17 protein-coding genes are annotated in these 18,769 nt (G+C 44.0%); 16 read left to right on the top strand and 1 reads right to left on the bottom strand.

Annotated features, from left to right (window positions below):
• The first annotated feature begins 130 nt into the window (after nt 1–130).
• The 6 genes from pyrF (at nt 131) to ACHBIF_RS00060 (ending at nt 5,114) form a co-directional block, all read left to right on the top strand.
• Nucleotides 131–823 carry an orotidine-5'-phosphate decarboxylase gene (pyrF, locus tag ACHBIF_RS00085; protein WP_394717836.1) on the top strand — a complete coding sequence of 231 codons (693 nt, stop codon included), beginning with the start codon at nt 131–133 and terminating at the stop codon, nt 821–823.
• 34 nt (nt 824–857) lie between these two features.
• Nucleotides 858–1,490, top strand: coding sequence for an orotate phosphoribosyltransferase (gene pyrE, locus ACHBIF_RS00080; RefSeq protein WP_394717834.1), 633 nt, complete (start codon nt 858–860; stop codon nt 1,488–1,490).
• A gap of 90 nt (nt 1,491–1,580) precedes the next feature.
• Nucleotides 1,581–2,501 carry a glycosyltransferase family 2 protein gene (locus ACHBIF_RS00075; RefSeq protein ID WP_394717832.1) on the top strand — a complete coding sequence of 307 codons (921 nt, stop codon included), beginning with the start codon at nt 1,581–1,583 and terminating at the stop codon, nt 2,499–2,501.
• Between the two features lie 12 nt (nt 2,502–2,513).
• Nucleotides 2,514–3,167 carry a uracil-DNA glycosylase gene (locus ACHBIF_RS00070; RefSeq protein ID WP_394717830.1) on the top strand — a complete coding sequence of 218 codons (654 nt, stop codon included), beginning with the start codon at nt 2,514–2,516 and terminating at the stop codon, nt 3,165–3,167.
• Nucleotides 3,164–3,826 (top strand): hypothetical protein, encoded by a 663-nt coding sequence (locus tag ACHBIF_RS00065; protein ID WP_394717828.1) that lies wholly within the window; start codon nt 3,164–3,166, stop codon nt 3,824–3,826. The genes ACHBIF_RS00070 and ACHBIF_RS00065 overlap by 4 nt, the downstream gene beginning before the upstream one ends.
• A gap of 19 nt (nt 3,827–3,845) precedes the next feature.
• Nucleotides 3,846–5,114, top strand: a complete 1,269-nt coding sequence (locus tag ACHBIF_RS00060) for a dihydroorotase (protein WP_394717826.1) — start codon at nt 3,846–3,848, stop codon at nt 5,112–5,114.
• 138 nt (nt 5,115–5,252) lie between these two features.
• Here ACHBIF_RS00060 and plsY read toward each other — a convergent pair whose 3' ends face one another.
• Nucleotides 5,253–5,894, bottom strand: coding sequence for a glycerol-3-phosphate 1-O-acyltransferase PlsY (gene plsY / locus ACHBIF_RS00055; RefSeq protein ID WP_125265559.1), 642 nt, complete (start codon nt 5,892–5,894; stop codon nt 5,253–5,255).
• Between the two features lie 139 nt (nt 5,895–6,033).
• Here plsY and parE point away from each other — a divergent pair, with 139 nt between their 5' ends.
• From parE to ACHBIF_RS00005, 10 genes are all read left to right on the top strand, one after another.
• On the top strand, nt 6,034–7,977 hold the full coding sequence (gene parE, locus ACHBIF_RS00050; protein ID WP_394717824.1) for a DNA topoisomerase IV subunit B: 1,944 nt from the start codon (nt 6,034–6,036) through the stop codon (nt 7,975–7,977).
• A gap of 43 nt (nt 7,978–8,020) precedes the next feature.
• Nucleotides 8,021–8,443: a YkvA family protein gene (locus ACHBIF_RS00045; protein ID WP_394717822.1), complete on the top strand. Its 423-nt coding sequence runs from the start codon at nt 8,021–8,023 to the stop codon at nt 8,441–8,443.
• 127 nt (nt 8,444–8,570) lie between these two features.
• Nucleotides 8,571–11,024: a DNA topoisomerase IV subunit A gene (gene parC / locus ACHBIF_RS00040; protein ID WP_394717820.1), complete on the top strand. Its 2,454-nt coding sequence runs from the start codon at nt 8,571–8,573 to the stop codon at nt 11,022–11,024.
• A gap of 392 nt (nt 11,025–11,416) precedes the next feature.
• Nucleotides 11,417–12,094, top strand: coding sequence for a helix-turn-helix transcriptional regulator (locus ACHBIF_RS00035; protein WP_394717818.1), 678 nt, complete (start codon nt 11,417–11,419; stop codon nt 12,092–12,094).
• 146 nt (nt 12,095–12,240) lie between these two features.
• Nucleotides 12,241–12,690, top strand: coding sequence for a pyridoxamine 5'-phosphate oxidase family protein (locus ACHBIF_RS00030; protein WP_394717816.1), 450 nt, complete (start codon nt 12,241–12,243; stop codon nt 12,688–12,690).
• Nucleotides 12,691–12,756: 66 nt separating this feature from the next.
• Nucleotides 12,757–13,716, top strand: a complete 960-nt coding sequence (locus ACHBIF_RS00025) for a polysaccharide pyruvyl transferase family protein (protein WP_105122847.1) — start codon at nt 12,757–12,759, stop codon at nt 13,714–13,716.
• A 120-nt stretch (nt 13,717–13,836) separates the two neighbouring features.
• Nucleotides 13,837–14,706, top strand: a complete 870-nt coding sequence (locus tag ACHBIF_RS00020; protein WP_394717813.1) for a glycosyltransferase family 2 protein — start codon at nt 13,837–13,839, stop codon at nt 14,704–14,706.
• Complete coding sequence (locus ACHBIF_RS00015) at nt 14,707–15,711, top strand: sugar transferase (protein WP_172023025.1); 1,005 nt, start codon at nt 14,707–14,709, stop codon at nt 15,709–15,711. It abuts the gene before it with no gap.
• Nucleotides 15,708–17,465 (top strand): SP_1767 family glycosyltransferase, encoded by a 1,758-nt coding sequence (locus ACHBIF_RS00010; protein ID WP_394717811.1) that lies wholly within the window; start codon nt 15,708–15,710, stop codon nt 17,463–17,465. The genes ACHBIF_RS00015 and ACHBIF_RS00010 overlap by 4 nt, the downstream gene beginning before the upstream one ends.
• Before the next feature lies 1 nt (nt 17,466).
• The gene (locus ACHBIF_RS00005; RefSeq protein WP_394717809.1) at nt 17,467–18,345 is read left to right on the top strand and encodes a glycosyltransferase family 2 protein; all 879 of its coding nucleotides are present in this window, start codon (nt 17,467–17,469) and stop codon (nt 18,343–18,345) included.
• The last annotated feature ends 424 nt before the right edge of the window (nt 18,346–18,769 follow it).

The raw sequence follows: 18,769 nt of genomic DNA, 5'->3' as shown, positions 1-18,769 counted from the left end.
AGAACCTTTAACTGAGTCCAGAGAGGCTGGAAAGGTATCATGGTAAGCATCTTAGAAGTCGAATTTCTAAGCTCATTTCGTGAACCCTGTCCAGAGTAGGCAGGGTTTTTCTGTGTACAGAAAGGATACTATGAAAGAAAAACGTCCCATTATTGCCTTGGATTTCGCAAGTAGTCAAGAAGTCGTTGATTTTTTGACTCATTTCCCAAGTCAGGAAAAACTCTATCTCAAGGTTGGTATGGAGCTCTACTATGCGGAAGGTCCGGCTATTATCAAAGATCTGAAAGATCGCGGGCACAGCATTTTCCTAGACCTGAAACTTCATGATATTCCCAATACTGTCCAATCAGCTATGTCGGTGTTGGCCAAGCTGGGTGTTGATATGACCAATGTTCACGCAGCTGGGGGCGTAGAGATGATGCAATCGGCTAGAAAGGGACTGGGACCTGGACCAATCTTGATCGCTGTGACCCAGCTGACCTCGACTTCGGAAGAGCAGATGCAGGCGGATCAGAATATCCAGACTAGCCTGGTGGATGCAGTGGTCCATTACGCCAAAAAGGCTCAGGAAGCAGAACTGGACGGTGTCGTTTGCTCGGCTCAGGAGGTCGATTTGATTAAGCAGGCCACTGGTGCAGCCTTTTCCTGTCTGACACCAGGAATTCGACCAGCTGGTAGCGAAGTAGGTGATCAAAAACGGGTTGTCACTCCAGCACAGGCAGCCAGCATTGGCAGTGACTATATCGTGGTCGGGCGTCCTATCACACATGCGGCCAATCCTTATGAAGCATACCTGGCTATCAAAGAAGAATGGAATATCTAAATAAACAATATTACTAATCTAAAGGAGAATTATCATGGCACTAGCAACAGAAATTGCATCACATTTGTTGGACATCAAGGCGGTTCATTTGCGACCAGAAAAGCCTTTTACTTGGGCGTCTGGCATCAAGTCACCTATTTATACGGACAATCGTATCACGCTTTCTTATCCGGATACCCGTAACCTGATTGAGGATGGTTTTGTTCAACGAATTGAAGAGGAGTTTCCAGAAGTAGAAGTGATTGCAGGTACGGCAACGGCTGGCATTCCGCACGGAGCCATTATTGCAGACCGCATGAATCTGCCATTTGCTTACATCCGTAGCAAACCAAAAGAGCACGGGGCTGGTAATCAACTGGAAGGTCGCATTGTCAAGGGGCAGAAAATGGTTATCATCGAAGATCTGATTTCGACAGGTGGTTCTGTCTTGGATGCAGTGGCAGCGGCTCAACGTGAAGGAGCAGAGGTACTTGGTGTGGCAGCCATTTTCACCTACCAATTGCCTGTGGCAGACCGGAATTTTGACAACACTAGTGTCAAACTGGTGACGCTCAGCAATTATTCTGAACTTATAAAAGTCGCAAAAGTGCAGGGCTACATCAATGCGGATGGCTTGACTCTCTTGAAAAAATTCCGCCAGAATCCTGAAACTTGGTTGGAGGACTAGTTTTCACAGCAAAATCGACTGATTTCTGGGAACATGGCCCCGAAAATGGTATAATGTTGGGAAAACAATTGACCGTATGAGGAGAAGTGTATGATTTCAGTAATCGTTCCTTGTTTCAATGAGGAAGAGGCGATTCCCTATTTTTACGACGCCATGGAAGTGGTCCGTCGGAAGATGAGGGAGCAATTTGAGTATATTTTTGTCAATGATGGGTCCAAGGATGGGACGCTCAAGGTTCTTCGGCAGTTGGCTGCTGAGGGCAATGGTGTCCGCTACATTTCCTTTTCCCGAAATTTTGGCAAGGAGGCCGCTCTTTATGCCGGCCTGCAGGCTGCGCAGGGTGAATTGGTGACCGTCATGGATGTGGATTTGCAGGATCCACCAGAAATGCTTACCCAGATGAAGGCCATCTTGGATACTAATCCAGAACTGGACTGTGTTGGTACCCGTCGTGTCAGCCGTAATGGCGAGCCGCCTATTCGGAGCTTCTTTGCAAAGCTTTTCTACAAGCTGATGAACAAGATTAGCCAGGTAGAAGTGGTGGACGGGGCCCGAGATTTCCGTCTCATGCGCCGACACATGGTAGATGCTATCCTGTCGGTTTCAGAGTACAATCGTTTTTCAAAAGGAATTTTTGCCTGGGTTGGTTTTGAGACAGAATACCTGCCTTATGAAAATGTTGAGCGGGTGGCTGGTGAAACCAGCTGGTCCTTCTGGAAGTTGCTTTCCTACTCGATTGAAGGGATTATCAATTTTTCAGATACGCCGCTGAATATTGCATCCTATACTGGTTTCTTCACCTTCCTCCTGTCCTTGGTTTTGATGGTTGTCGTTGTCTTTAAGACTCTGGTCTTCGGGGATCCGACTATCGGTTGGCCGTCAACTATCTGTATCATCCTCTTTTTAGGTGGCTTGCAGTTGATGACCATTGGTATTTTAGGTAAGTATTTGGCTAAGGTTTTCTTGGAAACCAAGCATCGACCGGTTTATATCATCAAAGAGAAGAAGTAAGAGGTAGTCAGCATGGAGCATTCTGCTTGGCATGATCGGATAAAGGCCTTGTTGCCGGAGCATTATTTTGGCAACATCAATCAGTTTTTGGACCAGGTTTATTCTGCCGGAACTGTTTACCCACCCAGGGAAAAGGTATTTGCAGCCTTGGAAAAGACGGCTTTAGAAAATGTAAAAGTGGTCATTTTGGGGCAGGATCCCTATCACGGACCTGGACAAGCACAAGGGCTATCCTTTTCAGTCCCAGATAGCATTCCAGCTCCGCCATCTCTCCAAAATATCCTAAAAGAGTTGGCTGAAGATGTCGGTGTCAAACAAGGTCATGATTTAACCAGCTGGGCTGAACAGGGCGTTCTCTTACTCAATGCTTGTTTGACGGTACCGGCCGGTCAGGCCAATGGACATGCTGGACAAATTTGGGAGCCCTTTACGGATGTGGTAATCAAGGTGGTCAATAGTCTGGACCAACCAGTTGTCTACATTCTTTGGGGAGTCTATGCCCGGAAGAAGAAGGTTCTTATAAACAATCCCAAACATTTGATTATCGAGTCGGCCCATCCAAGTCCGCTTTCAGCCTACCGAGGTTTCTTTGGGAGTAAGCCTTTTTCACAGGCTAATGCCTTTTTGAAACAGAATGGGAAGGAAGAGATTGATTGGCGAAGATGAAGTTAATTGAAGGAATGAAAATGACCGATTTTGAAAGAGATATATCATTCTTTGAGGCTTTGGATGAAAAGAACTTTAGCCTAGCTCACCAGCTTTATGAAGAAGGAGTTGTAAGGCTGGATGATGCCCATATTTCAGGCCATTTTTGGTTACGAAATCAACGGATTTATTTGGCGATTGCCGAGAAGGAAATGGACTTGGCAAAAGAGTTGGCTCAGGCTAATCTTGTTTTGGCGCGAGAACATAGCCAGGCTGAGGAATTTTTTCTGAGAGAATTGCAGCCAGTGGCCTTGCGCCAGGTGGCAGATGTAGAGCGAGAAGCAGGCAATTATCAGCAAGCTTTGGAGTTTCTTGAAGAGGAAGCATCTTTACTATTTGAATACAATGAGTCTCAACTTGTTGGTAATACTTATGAGCAAGCCTATTTGCATTTTCTAATGGGAGATATGGAGTTGGCAGAGCAAGAGATGCGAAAAGTACTCAAGGAGGCAGCTCGTATTGAGTTTCCCTATTTGGAAGCTAGTGCCAATCGTGTCTTGGGAGAAATCACCAAAGAGTGCAGCTATTTTGAACGAGCTAAGGAACTTTACTTAGAAGTAGATGACCAGATTAGTGCTCAAGAAGTGGAGCAAATGGTTGAAGCTGTGGCTAAACAGTAGCATTTAAAAAGGAGTATTCATGCTGTTAATTAAAAATGGTCGCGTCATAGACCCGCAGTCCGGTCTGGATACAGTCGCTGATATTTTGATAGAAAAAAAGAAAATCATCAAGATTGCTGAGCAGATTGAGGTAGATGCGGAACAAGTTATCGATGCTAGTGGCTTGGTTGTTGCGCCTGGCCTGGTGGATGTCCATGTTCATTTCCGTGAGCCTGGTCAGACTCACAAGGAAGATATTCATACAGGGGCCCTGGCGGCAGCAGCGGGTGGTTTTACCTCGGTTGTCATGATGGCTAATACCAATCCGACCATTTCGACAGTGGACACCTTGAAAGATGTGCTGCAATCGGCCAGCAAGGAAAACATTCATATTTACAGTGTGGGAACCATTACCAATCAATTTAACGGCCAAGATTTGACGGATTTTGAAGGGCTCATGATTGCAGGTGCTGTAGCTCTTTCTGATGACGGCATTCCATTGACAAATGCTGGTGTGGTGCGAAAAGCTATGCAGGAGGCTAAGAAATTGGATTGCCTGCTAAGCCTCCACGAAGAAGATCCAGATTTGAATGGTATTCTAGGTTTGAACGAGCAAGTCGCTGCCAAGTATTTTCACGTCTGTGGCGCAACTGGTGTGGCTGAATACAGCATGATTGCTCGTGACGTCATGATTGCCTATGAAACGGGTGCCCGTGTTCATATCCAGCATCTGTCCAAAGCTGAGTCTGTCAAGGTGGTCGAATTTGCACAAGGTATGGGTGCGCGTGTGACCGCAGAAGTAGCCCCTCAGCATTTTTCTCGGACAGAAGATTTGTTATTGACCAAGGGGGCAAATGCCAAGATGAACCCGCCTCTTCGTTTGGAAAGCGATCGTTTGGCAGTCATAGAAGGGCTAAAATCAGGTGTCATTTCAGTTATTGCGACCGACCATGCACCTCATCATGCGGATGAAAAAAATGTAGAGGACTTGACGCAAGCACCGTCTGGCATGACTGGACTGGAGACCTCTTTATCACTTGGTTTGACGCATTTGGTGGAAGAAGGGCATCTGACACTCCAAGAATTATTGGAGAAAATGACCATCAATCCTGCCAAACTTTATGGCTTGGATGCAGGTTATCTGGCTGAAAATGGACCGGCCGACCTAGTGATTTTTGATCCTACAGTCAATCGTCAAGTATCAGCAACCTTTGCCTCTAAATCCGCCAATTCTCCCTTTGTCGGTGATTGGCTCATGGGCCAAGTTCGTTATACCATTGCGGATGGACAGGTTGTATTTGAAAAATAAGTGTTTTGAAGGAGCTGGTTGGCTCCTTCTTTTTACGAACTTTTTATCAAAGTTAGCAGTTTTAGGGTTTTGAATCTTACAAAAAAGCTGCTTTATTTCTCTTTCATGATATAAAAAAACGCCTCTCGGCGCTTGAAATTATTTCTTCTTTTGCTTTGTAATATTTAATCCAAAGGGAACGAGGTTCTCTTCTTTTTTCAAAATGCGTTGGATATTGTCCTTGTGTCGGATAATGACAAAGCTACCCAGAAATAGGATAATCACGGTGAACAACCAGTCATAGCTATTGACCAAGAAACCAAGGGCTGGGAAAATCAGAGCTCCAAGCATGGCCAGGGCTGCTGCCAAGACACTTGAAAAGGAAACCATGGAGGTCAGGTAGAGAGAGGTCGCGAAAATAAAGACCAGATAGAGGCAGAAGAGGGGCGCAACACCCAGCAACATGCCAGCCGATGTGGCCACAGCCTTACCTCCCTTGAAATTGGCAAAAATCGGGAAGGTATGTCCCAGAACAGCTATCAAGCCAAATAGGATAGGTGAAGGGCTATTTACATGAAAGAAAACTGGCAGGAGGGCCGCTAGGGTACCTTTGAGAAAGTCGATGGCAAAGACCGCCATTCCAGCTTTCTTACCCAGGATACGGAAGGTATTGGTCGTCCCAGTATTGCCCGAACCATGTTCTCGGATGTTGATGTTGAAAAAGGCTTGTCCAATCCAGAGACCTGACGGAATCGAGCCCAGTAAATAAGCTAATATTAGAAGTAAAATTGTCTGTAACATACTTAGATTATAGCATAGTTGTCCGGCTTTTTCATCAAATAGTCAAGTTTGCCCTGTTCCAGCCGAAATAGCAGAAATTTTTTGCAAAAATGCTTAAAAACTTGTAAGATAGTAAAGACGATATGTATGGAGGTCAGATTTGGCTAAGAAAGAGATAAACATAAATAATTATAACGACGATGCCATTCAGGTGCTGGAAGGGTTGGATGCGGTTCGCAAACGTCCGGGGATGTATATTGGTTCGACCGATGGCAATGGACTGCACCACATGGTTTGGGAAATTGTCGATAATGCGGTCGATGAAGCACTGTCAGGTTTTGGTGATCGGATTGAGGTGACCATTAACAAGGACGGTAGTTTGTCGGTAGCAGATAAGGGGCGGGGTATGCCAGTCGGTATGCACGCAACTGGGAAACCGACGGTTGAGGTCATCTTTACCGTTCTTCACGCTGGTGGTAAGTTTGGTCAGGGTGGCTATAAGACCTCTGGAGGTCTCCACGGGGTTGGTTCTTCGGTGGTCAATGCCCTGTCCAGCTGGTTGGAAGTTGAGATTACCCGTGACGGTGCTGTTTACAAGCAACGATTTGAGCAGGGCGGCAAGCCAGTTACGACTTTGGAGAAAATCGGCACAGCTCCAAAATCAAAAACAGGTACAAAAGTTACCTTTATGCCTGATGATACCATTTTCTCAACGACGGATTTCAAATTCAACACCATTGCCGAACGCCTGAAAGAATCAGCCTTCTTACTCAAACAAGTCACCATGACCCTGACGGATGAGCGGACGGGTGAGCAGGAGGAGTATCACTACGAAAATGGGGTGCAGGACTTTGTCACTTATCTAAACGAGGACAAGGAGACCTTAACAACAGTTCTCTATTTTGAGGGAGAGGAGTCTGGTTTCCAAGTCCAGGTGGCCATGCAGTACAATGACGGCTATTCGGACAATATCCTGTCCTTCGTTAACAACGTTCGTACCAAGGACGGCGGTACCCACGAAACAGGTCTTAAACTAGCCATTACCAAGGCCATGAACGACTATGCTCGTAAGACCAACTTGCTCAAGGAAAAGGACAAGAACTTGGAAGGCTCTGACTACCGTGAAGGACTGTCTGCGGTCCTTTCTATCCTTGTCCCAGAAGAGCATTTGCAGTTTGAAGGACAGACCAAGGACAAGCTGGGCAGTCCGCTTGCTCGTCCTGTGGTGGACGGCATTGTGTCGGATAAGCTGACCTTCTTCCTTTTGGAAAATGGCGAGCTAGCATCTAATCTAGTTCGGAAAGCCATTAAGGCGCGTGATGCCCGCGAAGCCGCTCGTAAGGCGCGTGACGAATCCCGAAACGGTAAGAAAAACAAGAAGGACAAAGGGCTTTTATCAGGAAAATTAACCCCAGCCCAGTCCAAAAATCCAGCTAAAAATGAACTCTATCTAGTCGAAGGAGATTCTGCCGGAGGATCTGCCAAACAAGGCCGTGACCGCAAGTTCCAAGCCATTCTACCTTTGCGTGGTAAGGTTATCAATACCGCTAAGGCGAAGATGGCAGACATCCTCAAAAACGAAGAAATCAACACCATGATCTACACCATCGGTGCAGGTGTTGGTTCAGACTTTACGCTAGAAGATGTCAACTATGACAAGATTATTATCATGACCGATGCGGATACGGACGGCGCCCACATTCAGACCCTCTTGCTGACCTTCTTTTATCGCTACATGCGACCTTTGGTAGAAGCAGGGCGAGTTTACATCGCTCTGCCGCCACTCTATAAGATGTCCAAAGGCAAGGGCAAGACAGAAAAGATTGCATATGCTTGGTCTGACGGGGAACTAGAAGATCTCCGCAAGGATTTTGGCAAGGGCTTTATCCTCCAACGCTACAAGGGTCTTGGTGAGATGAATGCCGATCAGCTCTGGGAAACGACCATGAACCCTGAAACCCGTACCCTTATCCGTGTCACCATTGAAGACCTGGCACGTGCTGAACGCCGTGTGTCCGTCCTCATGGGCGACAAGGTCGAGCCACGCCGTAAGTGGATTGAGGATAATGTTAGGTTTACGCTAGAAGAAAACACAGTATTTTGATGAACAGTTTTTCACTTATGACAAAGAAAGTATGGAAGACAAGATGAAAAAAAGATTTTCTAAAAAACAGGCAATTGAGGAAATTCAAAAGAGATACCAGAAAGCTGAGTCACTGTTGAAAGATGATTCAAAAATGGAACCTTTCTTGGAGAAAATAGAAAAGAAAATTATATGGATTCCCTTTTTAGCGCAGGAATTTAAAAACATTCCCATCATGATTAGTATGGTTCGAAGCTATTTGAAACGAGATTATACCAAGATTCCTAAAAGGACTATTCTCGCAATTGTTTCGGCTTTAATCTACTTTCTCTCGCCTGTAGATGTAGTTCCAGACTGGATTCCATTCTTTGGTCAAATGGATGATGCGCTGGTTATAGCAACTTGCTGGAACTGGGTTAATAAAGACATTGAAGATTATCGGGCATGGAAGAAGCTGCGCTCGGCAGAAAATAGAGACAAACCCTAAACAAGATGATGTTCCCATTGAACAACGCTTTGAAAAAAAGAAGATATAGATCTTATTATGCTGTTACAAGTATAATTAGCAGTAAACTTTTTAACAAAAAAATAAGAAAATAAGAAAAAGGAATATTATGAGTAATATTCAAAACATGTCCCTTGAGGACATCATGGGAGAGCGTTTTGGTCGCTACTCCAAATACATTATTCAGGAGCGGGCTTTGCCGGACATTCGTGACGGTCTCAAGCCCGTGCAACGTCGGATTCTTTATTCTATGAACAAGGACGGCAACACCTTTGACAAGGGTTACCGCAAGTCCGCCAAGTCAGTCGGAAATATCATGGGAAATTTCCACCCGCACGGTGACTTCTCTATTTATGATGCCATGGTCCGCATGAGTCAGGACTGGAAGAACCGCGAGATTTTGGTGGAGATGCACGGGAACAACGGTTCCATGGACGGTGATCCGCCTGCGGCGATGCGTTACACCGAGGCTCGCCTGTCGGAGATGGCAGGCTACCTCCTGGCTGACATCGAGAAAAAGACTGTGCCATTTGCCTGGAACTTTGACGATACGGAAAAAGAACCCACTGTGCTACCAGCTGCCTTCCCTAATCTCTTGGTCAATGGAGCGACAGGAATTTCTGCAGGTTATGCGACGGACATCCCGCCGCATAATCTAGCGGAGGTCATTGATGCCGTTGTCTACATGATTGATCATCCGACAGCTAAATTAGAAAAGCTAATGGAGTTCTTGCCTGGACCAGACTTCCCAACAGGTGCCATTATCCAAGGGGCTGACGAAATCAAGAAAGCCTATGAAACTGGTAAGGGTCGTGTCGTTGTCCGTAGCCGTTGTGAAATCGAGCAACTCAAGGCTGGCAAGAAACAGATTGTCATTACCGAGATTCCTTACGAGGTCAACAAGGCTGTTCTGGTTAAGAAGATTGATGATGTCCGTGTTAACAACAAGGTGCCGGGCATTGCAGAAGTGCGTGACGAGTCAGACCGGACGGGCTTGCGAATTGCCATTGAACTGAAAAAAGATAGTGACGAGCAGACCATCCTAAATTATCTCTACAAGTACACCGACCTGCAAATCAATTACAACTTCAACATGGTGGCCATTGACAACTTTACCCCGCGTCAGGTTGGCTTGCAGAAAATTCTGTCTAGTTACATTGCCCATCGTCGTGAGATTATCATTGCCCGGTCTAAGTTTGACAAGGAAAAGGCAGAAAAACGCCTCCATATCGTAGAAGGTTTGATTCGTGTCATTTCCATCTTGGACGAGGTTATTGCCCTTATCCGTGCTTCTGAAAACAAGGCTGACGCCAAGGAAAACTTGAAAATCAGCTATGATTTTAGTGAGGAACAGGCAGAAGCAATCGTGACCTTGCAACTCTACCGCTTGACCAATACCGACATTGTGACCTTGGAAAATGAAGAAGCAACCCTACGCGAGCAGATTCAGACCTTGGCGGCCATTATCGGCGATGAGCGGACCATGTTCAATCTCATGAAGAAAGAACTGCGTGAGGTCAAGAAGCAGTTTGGCAATCCTCGTTTGAGTGAATTGCAGGATCAGGCAGAAACGATTGAGATTGACACCGCCAGCTTGATTGTCGAAGAAGAAACTTTTGTCAGCGTGACCAAGGCAGGTTACATCAAACGGACAAGTCCGCGTTCTTTCAATGCCTCAACCCTTGAAGAAATGGGCAAGCGGGACGACGACCAGCTGATTTTCTTGCAGAATGCCAAGACAACCCAGCACCTATTGCTCTTTACCAATCTTGGAAATGTCATCTACCGACCTGTCCATGAGTTGACAGATATTCGTTGGAAGGATATTGGTGAACACCTGAGCCAGACTCTCATGAACTTTGACACCAATGAAGAGATTATCTTCGCTGAATTGGTAGAGAATTTTGAAGAGGGAACTTATTTCGCGGTGACCAAATACGGTCAAATCAAGCGTGTGGAGCGGAAGGAGTTCACGCCATGGCGGACTTACAAGTCCAAGTCAACCAAGTATGCCAAACTCAAAGATGCAGAGGATGTGGTCATTACTGTATCGCCTGTAGTCTTGGATGACATCATGCTCATGACAGAAAAGGGCTACGCTCTGCGATTTAACATCGAAGAAGTGCCAATTATCGGTGCCAAGGCGGCCGGTGTCAAGGCGGTCAACCTCAAGGACGAGGATGTGGTGACTGCGGCCTTTATCAGCAAGACCAGCTCTGTCTATCTTCTGACCCAGCGTGGTAGCCTTAAGCGGATGGCGACGGAGGAAATCCCTGTGACCAGCCGTGCCAAGCGTGGTTTGCAAGTCCTTCGTGAACTCAAGGCCAAGCCTCACCGTGTCTTTGCGGCGGGTCCAGTCTTGACGGACCAGGGGGATTTTGACCTCTTTAGCACAGCAAATGAAGATGAAACGACAAGTCAAATCCTTCACGTGCAGTCCAAAACAGGCAAACTCTATGAGGTCGATGTGACCCAGCTTAGCCTGTCTGAACGCACCAGCAACGGCAGCTTTATCTCAGAAACCATTTCTGATGAGGAAGTGTTGACTGCTTGGGTCAAATAGGAGTAAAAAAGTGAAGAAGAAATACCTTGTACTCCTAATTCTGATAGCAGTTATGGTTTTGACATTGCTTGCCATGAAGAACTTTCCTGCTTTTGAGGAATGGCTTCATCAGCTGATTGGTTGGTACTAAATTCTGTGAAAGTGTGAATCACCAGAAACTGTAATGAACAAAAGAAAGCGTGCCACTTAGAAGACCATTTTGGTCTTCTCTTTTTATATATTAAATAGAAACCTTGGTAAATCATGCTTTGTATATGGTTTTTATGCAATGAATAAGTTTGAGCTAGAGAGTCTATATATAAATAGTGGAAAGAAATAGAAAAAAACTTGTCAGAAAACAGAATATTTTGTATAATATAGTTACTTTATAAAGAAACTTATTGAGGTGAAGGATGTTTTCAGGGGAGCGTTTGCGAGCGATTCGTTTGGTCAATGAGATGACGCAGGAAAATCTAGGGAAGCTGGTTGGTGTTGGGAAGGTGACGATTTCTAAGTGGGAATCGGAGACGACGGTTCCCAATGCCAAGCATTTGCGAGCATTGGAAGAAACATTTTTGGTGGAAATGGGATATTTTGATGCAGATTTTGAGCTCTTGTCGGTCTACCATAAACTGACTAGCGCTCATCAAGGTAAGGTGAAGCGTTACTCACAGCGTTTGTTGGAGGAGCAGCACCAGTCTCTACAGTTTGTGGCCTATCAGGTTCGGACCAATATTTTGCTGTCGGCAGGGCCTGGTGAGGCCTTTGATGATGAATTTGAAACAGAAACAGTCTATTTTGATAAAGAGATGGACCATGATGTAGCGACTTGGATAAAGGGAAACTCCATGGAGCCCATGTTCCAATCAGGAGAAGTGGCGCTTATCAAGGAGACTGGTTTTGATTATGACGGTGGTATTTATGCCATTGTCTGGTTCGGCCATACCTATATCAAGCGTGTCTATCGGGAAGAAGAAGGTTTCCGACTTGTATCCATTAATCCGGACCATCCGGACAAGTTTGCCTTTTATGAAGACCAGCCTAAAATTGTAGGAAAGGTTGTTGGTCATTTTATGCCTTTGGCAGTTTAGGGACTATGTAAAGACAACTCAGCTAAAGAGAGGGCGTCAGGGCTAGAGGGATGGGAAATATTCGGAAGGGTTTTTGTATGTTAACCTTAACTTTCCCTATGGAATTTGCTATAATTTAGGTAGAATGTAAGTCTAGGAGGCTACTTATGGAAGTCAAAGATGTCATGGAAATTTTGGAAGGAATGAAGCTAGGGATTTTTGCGACGGTTGATGCAGATGGAAATCCTCATGCGCGGCCTATCCATATCACAGCTGCCAATGAAGATGGTATTTTCTTTATGACAGGTTCGGAAACACATTTCTATCAACAACTGATGGGGGATGAGCGCGTGGCGCTAACCGCCCTGTCAGAAGAAGACTACTTGATTCAGGTCATTCGCATTGAAGGGAAGGCACGTCCGGCTAGTCAAGAACTCTTGGAGAAGGTTTTTGCGGATAATCCCTATGTTCAACATGTTTACAAGGACGAGGAAAGTCGCAAGACCATGCAGATTTTCCAAGTCTATGAGGGAGATGGTTTTTATCATAGTCTGACTCAGGGGCATAAGTATGTCTTTAAAATCAATAATGGGGTAGGTCAAGCTCGAACAATCTAAGCTACGAGCTTCGCATTCCTACTATATTGTGCTATACTAGAACCAAATAAGAAAGTAGGAGATGTCATGACCAAATATGCCCTTTTTTCGTATACCACTGGTAATATTGGAGATGAGATTCAGTCGGTAGCGACGAGTCGTTTTTTACCACAGATAGATTACTATGTGAACAGGGATTATTTAAATGAGTTCCAGTATGATGGTGAGGAATCAATCAAGCTTATCATGAATGGCTGGTATTCCCACCGCCCGGAAAATTTTCCATTAAAAAATGAAAAAATCGATCCTTTATTGATATCGATGTTTATCGATGATCTGGTGCAAGAGCAATTTTCTACGGAAGAAAATAGAGCATTTTTCAAAAAATATGGTCCAGTTGGTGCGAGGAGTGGAGCTACCAAAGACTTCCTTGAATCGATCGGTGTAGACTCGTACTGGTCTGGTTGCTTGACATTAACCATTCAACCAGAAAAGAATGTGAAAAAGCAGGATTTTGTCTTAGCGATTGATTTGCCAAATGCTGTTTATGATAAGTTGGCAAGAGAATCTATTTATCCTGTTATTCGGATGAGTGCAGATATCAACCACCAGTACATGAGCCCTTCTCAACGGATGAAAGTGGCTCAGTACTACCTCTATCTCTATCAATCAGCACGTTTTGTCGTCACCACTCGTCTGCATGGAACCTTGCCATGTTTGGCGCTTGGAACACCTGTTTTGAATATTCAGGAACAAGGATTTGAAGAAGGGCGTTTTGCTGGTTTGCGTGAGTTGGCCAATCACATGACGATTGAGGAGTTTTTGGCAGGAGCTTGTGATGTGAACCAGCCTCTGCAAAATCCACAAAAGTATCTGGACATTCGGAAGGAACTAGAGGAACGCTGCCAAGCCTTCACAGGTTTTAAGAGCGAAGCTGGATACCTCAATGGGCAGGCAGTTACAGATTTTTTGATGGATCCAGAGTTGGTTCAAGCTATGGTGACGGGGCTATGGTCAGCTCACCAGTATTATGGAATCTATCGTTAAAAAGGGGAAAATCCCCTTTTTGTTTATAGAAAAATAACAGACTATTTTTGCATTTCTAGTCTAGGCATGCTATGATAATGGTAATATATAAAGAGGGAATGAGGCATATAAGTGGAAAAAGTGAGTGTAATTGTACCTGTTTACAATGGGGAAAAACATCTTCGTCAGTGTGTCGAAAGTATTATTGCACAGGATTATAAAAATCTAGAGATCTTATTGATCAATGATGGTTCGACAGATGGGTCAGCTCTCTTGTGCGAGCAGTTGCGTAAGCAAGATTCACGGGTTCGAGTGGTTCACAAGAGGAAGAATGAGGGCCTAGGTGCTGCACGTAATACATCGCTTGAAGTGGCGACAGGAGAGTATATCGTCTTTGTAGATGCAGATGATTGGATAGATCCCAATCATGTTTCTGATTTGCATGAACTACTTACTCGTACAGGAAGTGATATAGCCATTTCCAACTTTACTCAGTATTACGAGGAGACTGGGCAGTTCAATTTACACATTGGGACAGATGATTATTACGAGGCTGTTTATAGCCCAGAAGAGTGGTTTGCTTTCCAATATGGTGTTGGCCACAATATTTCCCTCTGTTTCACAGTACCTTGGAGCAAAATGTATAAAAAGTCTCTGTTTGAATACATCCTCTATCCGACAGATGGTTTTGGGGAGGACGATCGGACAACTTGGAAAACATACTTGGCAGCGAATCGAATCGCCTATATGCATCGCTCTAGTCTGATTTATCGTGTCAATGCGGGGTCGATGACCCAGACAGCCGATCAGGCGACAATATTTTCAACGGAGCCAGTGGCAGAACGCCTTGAGGTGCTGGGTTTACTTGGTTTTGATTTGTCACGGGAAATTGCCGCCTACAAATGGCGTTCGCAGATAAATCGGGATAGCAAACTGCGTAATGGGGATGTAGTAGCTTATAAGAACCTGGAATTCCGCAAGCGGATGATAGATAAATACGGAAACAACTAAATGAGAGTCTATATTACAAATTTAAACGGTCAAGCAGCATCTTCAACGGCGCAGCTTGGACAAAATATGGTGACAGATATTGCGATTGGGCTTGGCTATCGTGAACTGGGGGTCTATGCTTATAATATGGAGGCAGATAGTCCGTCTGAACTCAGTAAACGCTTGGATGGGATTGTGGCTGGCTTGCGGCATGGGGATGTTGTCATCTTCCAAACGCCGACTTGGAATACAACGAATTTTGATGAGCGCTTGATGGCAAAGTTGAAGGCCTATCAAATCAAAATTGTGATTTTTATCCACGATGTTGTTCCTTTAATGTTTGCGGGGAATTACTACTTGATGGACCGGACCATTGCCTATTATAATCTAGCAGATGTCATTGTGGCTCCGAGTCAAAAGATGATTGATGTCTTGCGTGAACATGGTTTGACTGTGAAAAAGACACTAGTTCAGGGGATGTGGGATCATCCGACCAATGCTCCGCAATTACCAGCTTATTACAAGCCCTTAATTCACTTTCCGGGCTCACCAGAGCGTTTTAGTTTCATGAAAAGCTGGAACTATCCTGTTCAGGTTCATCTTTATTGTCGCCAAGAGGTGGAGTTGCCAACCATGGTGAAACGCCTGCCTTATCGCCCAGATGAACAGCTCTTGTTAGAAATGTCGCAGGGCGGATTTGGCTTGGTCTGGATGGATGATCATGACAAGGGGTATCAAACCCTCTATTGTCCGTATAAATTAGGTGCTTTTGTAGCAGCAGGAATCCCTGTGATTGTTCAGAGAGGAATTGCCAATCAGGAAATCATCGAGGCGAATGGACTTGGTTTGGTTGTAGACAGTCTGGATGAAGCGGCTGAAAAAATTCAAGCTATGACACCAGCTGACTATCAGGGATTTGTGGCTAGAGTAAGGGCCTTTAATCCCTTGGTTCGACAAGGCTATTTTACGAAAAAATTATTGATCGATGCTGTCTTTAGTGCCATATGTGATGGGGGAGAAGGATGAGAAAATTAGAAGAAATTCGTGTTTTGCCGATTTTAGATAGCCTTGCTTATATCAAAGAACACCAATCCTCTGTTGTGAGATTTGGAGATGGAGAAATTGATGTGATTCAGGGGTCTAGTATCCCCTATCAGCCATATGATTCAGAATTAGCGGCAGCCTTAAAAGCTATTTTGACCATTCCAAGTTCTCCGGAATTAGTGGTGTGTTTGCCAGATGTCTTTCAAGGATTGGAACGGTATAATTCAAATGCTCAACAATTTTGGAAGAGTCATTTTGAGCGCTATGGTCAATTTTATGCCCACGAGTGTCAATCTGATTGGTACGGTTCAACCTTCATTTCACGTCCCTATATTGACTTGGTGGATAAGGAACCTGCGGCAGCCTATTTTGCAGCCATTAAGGACTTATGGCGGGGTCGAGATATTTTGATTGTCGAAGGTGAGACCAGTCGATCAGGAGTTGGTAATGATCTGTTTGCTGGAGCAGAATCTGTTTCTCGAATCGTTTGTCCATCAAAGAATGCTTTTGCTAAATACGATGACATTTTAGAAGCGATTCTAGAGCATGCAGATGATAAGCTGGTCCTTCTGATGTTGGGGCCAACAGCCAAGGTCTTGGGAGTTGATTTGATGAAGAGAGGTCATCAGGCAATTGATTTGGGCCACATCGATTCTGAGTATGAATGGTTCCAAATGAAAGCGACTTCCAAGGTGAAACTTGACCACAAGCACACTGCTGAGCATAATTTTGATACAGATATTCAGTTTACAGATGATGCGGACTACCTTCTTTCCGTAAAGGCTTGGGTGGGTGTTGCGCCGCAAACTCTACAGGAGGTTTCGGTGAAAGAAGAGCATAAAATGCAATCAGAATCTACTTTGATTAGTATTATTGTCCCTGTTTATAATGTGAAGCCATACTTAAAACGTTGTATTGATTCCTTATTGAAACAAACCTATCCTCATTTTGAATTGATTTTAATTAATGATGGTTCGACAGACGGAAGTGCCTTCGTTTTGGAAGAATATGCCAAAAAAGATGAGCGGATCCGAGTTATTCATCAGGAAAACGCAGGAGTATCTGCTGCTCGAAACAAGGGAATCGATAATGCAAATGGGGAATATATTACCTTTGTTGACTCGGATGATTTTGTGGAAGATTTCTATCTAAAACATCTGTATGATGGAGCGATAGAGTCAGGATCGGATATTGCTGCCACAAATTTCACCTCTTTCAACGAGGAACGGCAGTCTTTCCTTTTTTACCATAACGAAGGAAATTACTTCCAAACAGTCTATTCTGTCCAGGAGTGGTTGGATCTAGAAGGAGATATGAAGAACAATATGCATCTAGCTTTCACCTTCTCTCCTTTGAAACTATTTAAAAGGTCCTTGTTTGGGGATATTCGCTATCCGGTAGGGCGTCTTAGAGAAGATGATGCAACGATTTATAAGTTGTATTTGAAAGCTAACCAGATTCATTTCACCAATGAAGGTCCTTATTACTATTCTCAACGGCCGGAAGGACTATCTCGATCTGCTATGTTGCAGGATATTACGACCATGATTAGTAATGCCGAGGAGCGTATTGCTCTGCTAGTGACGATGGGCTATAATCCACAAGCTCAGATCGCTTCGTATGTTGCTCGCTTAGAAAAATGTAAAGCCGATGCCCTCTATGCAGGACAGATAGAATTGTATCGAACGATAGGGGTGAAGTTAGAATTATACGATCAATTTAGAAAGTTTAAGTAGGATGGAAAAAGTATCGGTTATCGTTCCTGTTTTTAATGCGGGTATTTATTTGAAACAGTGTTTGGATAGTATTATAAATCAAACCTATCAAAATCTTGAAATAATATTGGTGAATGATGGTTCAACGGATGGAAGTGCTAGCGTTTGTGAGCAGTACCGACAAAAAGATAGTCGAGTTAAACTGGTGAATAAGCCTCTGGGTGGGGGTGGAGTAGGTGCAGCCAGAAACACAGCCTTACAATTGGTGAGTGGAGACTATATTCTCTTTGTTGATAATGATGATTGGTTGGAACCGAATCACATTGAATATCTCTATCAGTCGTTGAAAGAGACGGATGCTGATATTGCTGTGGTTAACTTTACACAATTTATGGAAGAGACGAGTTCATTTGCTTTCCATTTACAAGCTCAAGATTACTTTAGACAGGTTTATAGTCCGCAAGAATGGTTTAATAAAGAGTATGAAGGCCGATTTGCGATTAGTCAATGCTTTACAGTTCCGTGGTGCAAACTCTATAAATCCTCCCTATTGGAAGGCATTGTTTATCCAGAAGATGAAAAAGTTGAGGACGACTATACAACCTGGAAAATTTATCTGAATGCTGATCGCATTGTCTTTTCAAATACGAGTTTATATTACCATCGAAAAAGACAAACAAGTGTTACTAAAACGGTCGAAATCTCTTCTGTCTTTCCTCTAAAAAGTATTGAAGAACGAATTACAGTTTTGTCATTAATTGGTTTTGATATTGCGCCGGAATTAATGGCGTATAGATGGCGATTGAATCTACACAAGGATTTTTATTTGAAAGCTGGTAGGATGCAAGACTATCAAAAATGTATGCAAAAGATTTCAATTTTAGAAAAATGGAAAAGGTGAGAGTAATCTTATCTTTTCTTTTCATTACCAGCCTATGACAGAGAGTTTGAGTCTCTCCGTATAGGAATCTGCCTTTGAGTCCGTCTCCGAGTCACTATCCAACTCTATCCAGCAATCCCTCTCCTTGCTCGGAGGAATGCTGTTATTTGGACTACTCAAAAAGAAAAAACAAAAAGAAGAGCAAGAATAATCATGAAACCAGTTGTAATCAACGGGGTTTTATAATTTTATTGATATAAAAGTGAAAAATAGTGAAAATATATGAAAGAAATCTATTTTGAAAACTATTTTTTAACAATATACTAAGCTCGAAAACTAAAGAAAAAATACGTTTTCATTTAAGTAAATGTACCTTTGTCAATGATGTGAGACCAAAAAGGTGATTTTGAAGTTATCCATTTGTTAAGCTTTACTAGGAGCTAGC

The organism is Streptococcus sp. A11 (genome assembly GCF_043674225.1).
GTDB classification, from domain to species: Bacteria; Bacillota; Bacilli; order Lactobacillales; family Streptococcaceae; genus Streptococcus; species Streptococcus suis_V.
This window is presented reverse-complemented; position numbering and strand designations above follow the sequence as displayed.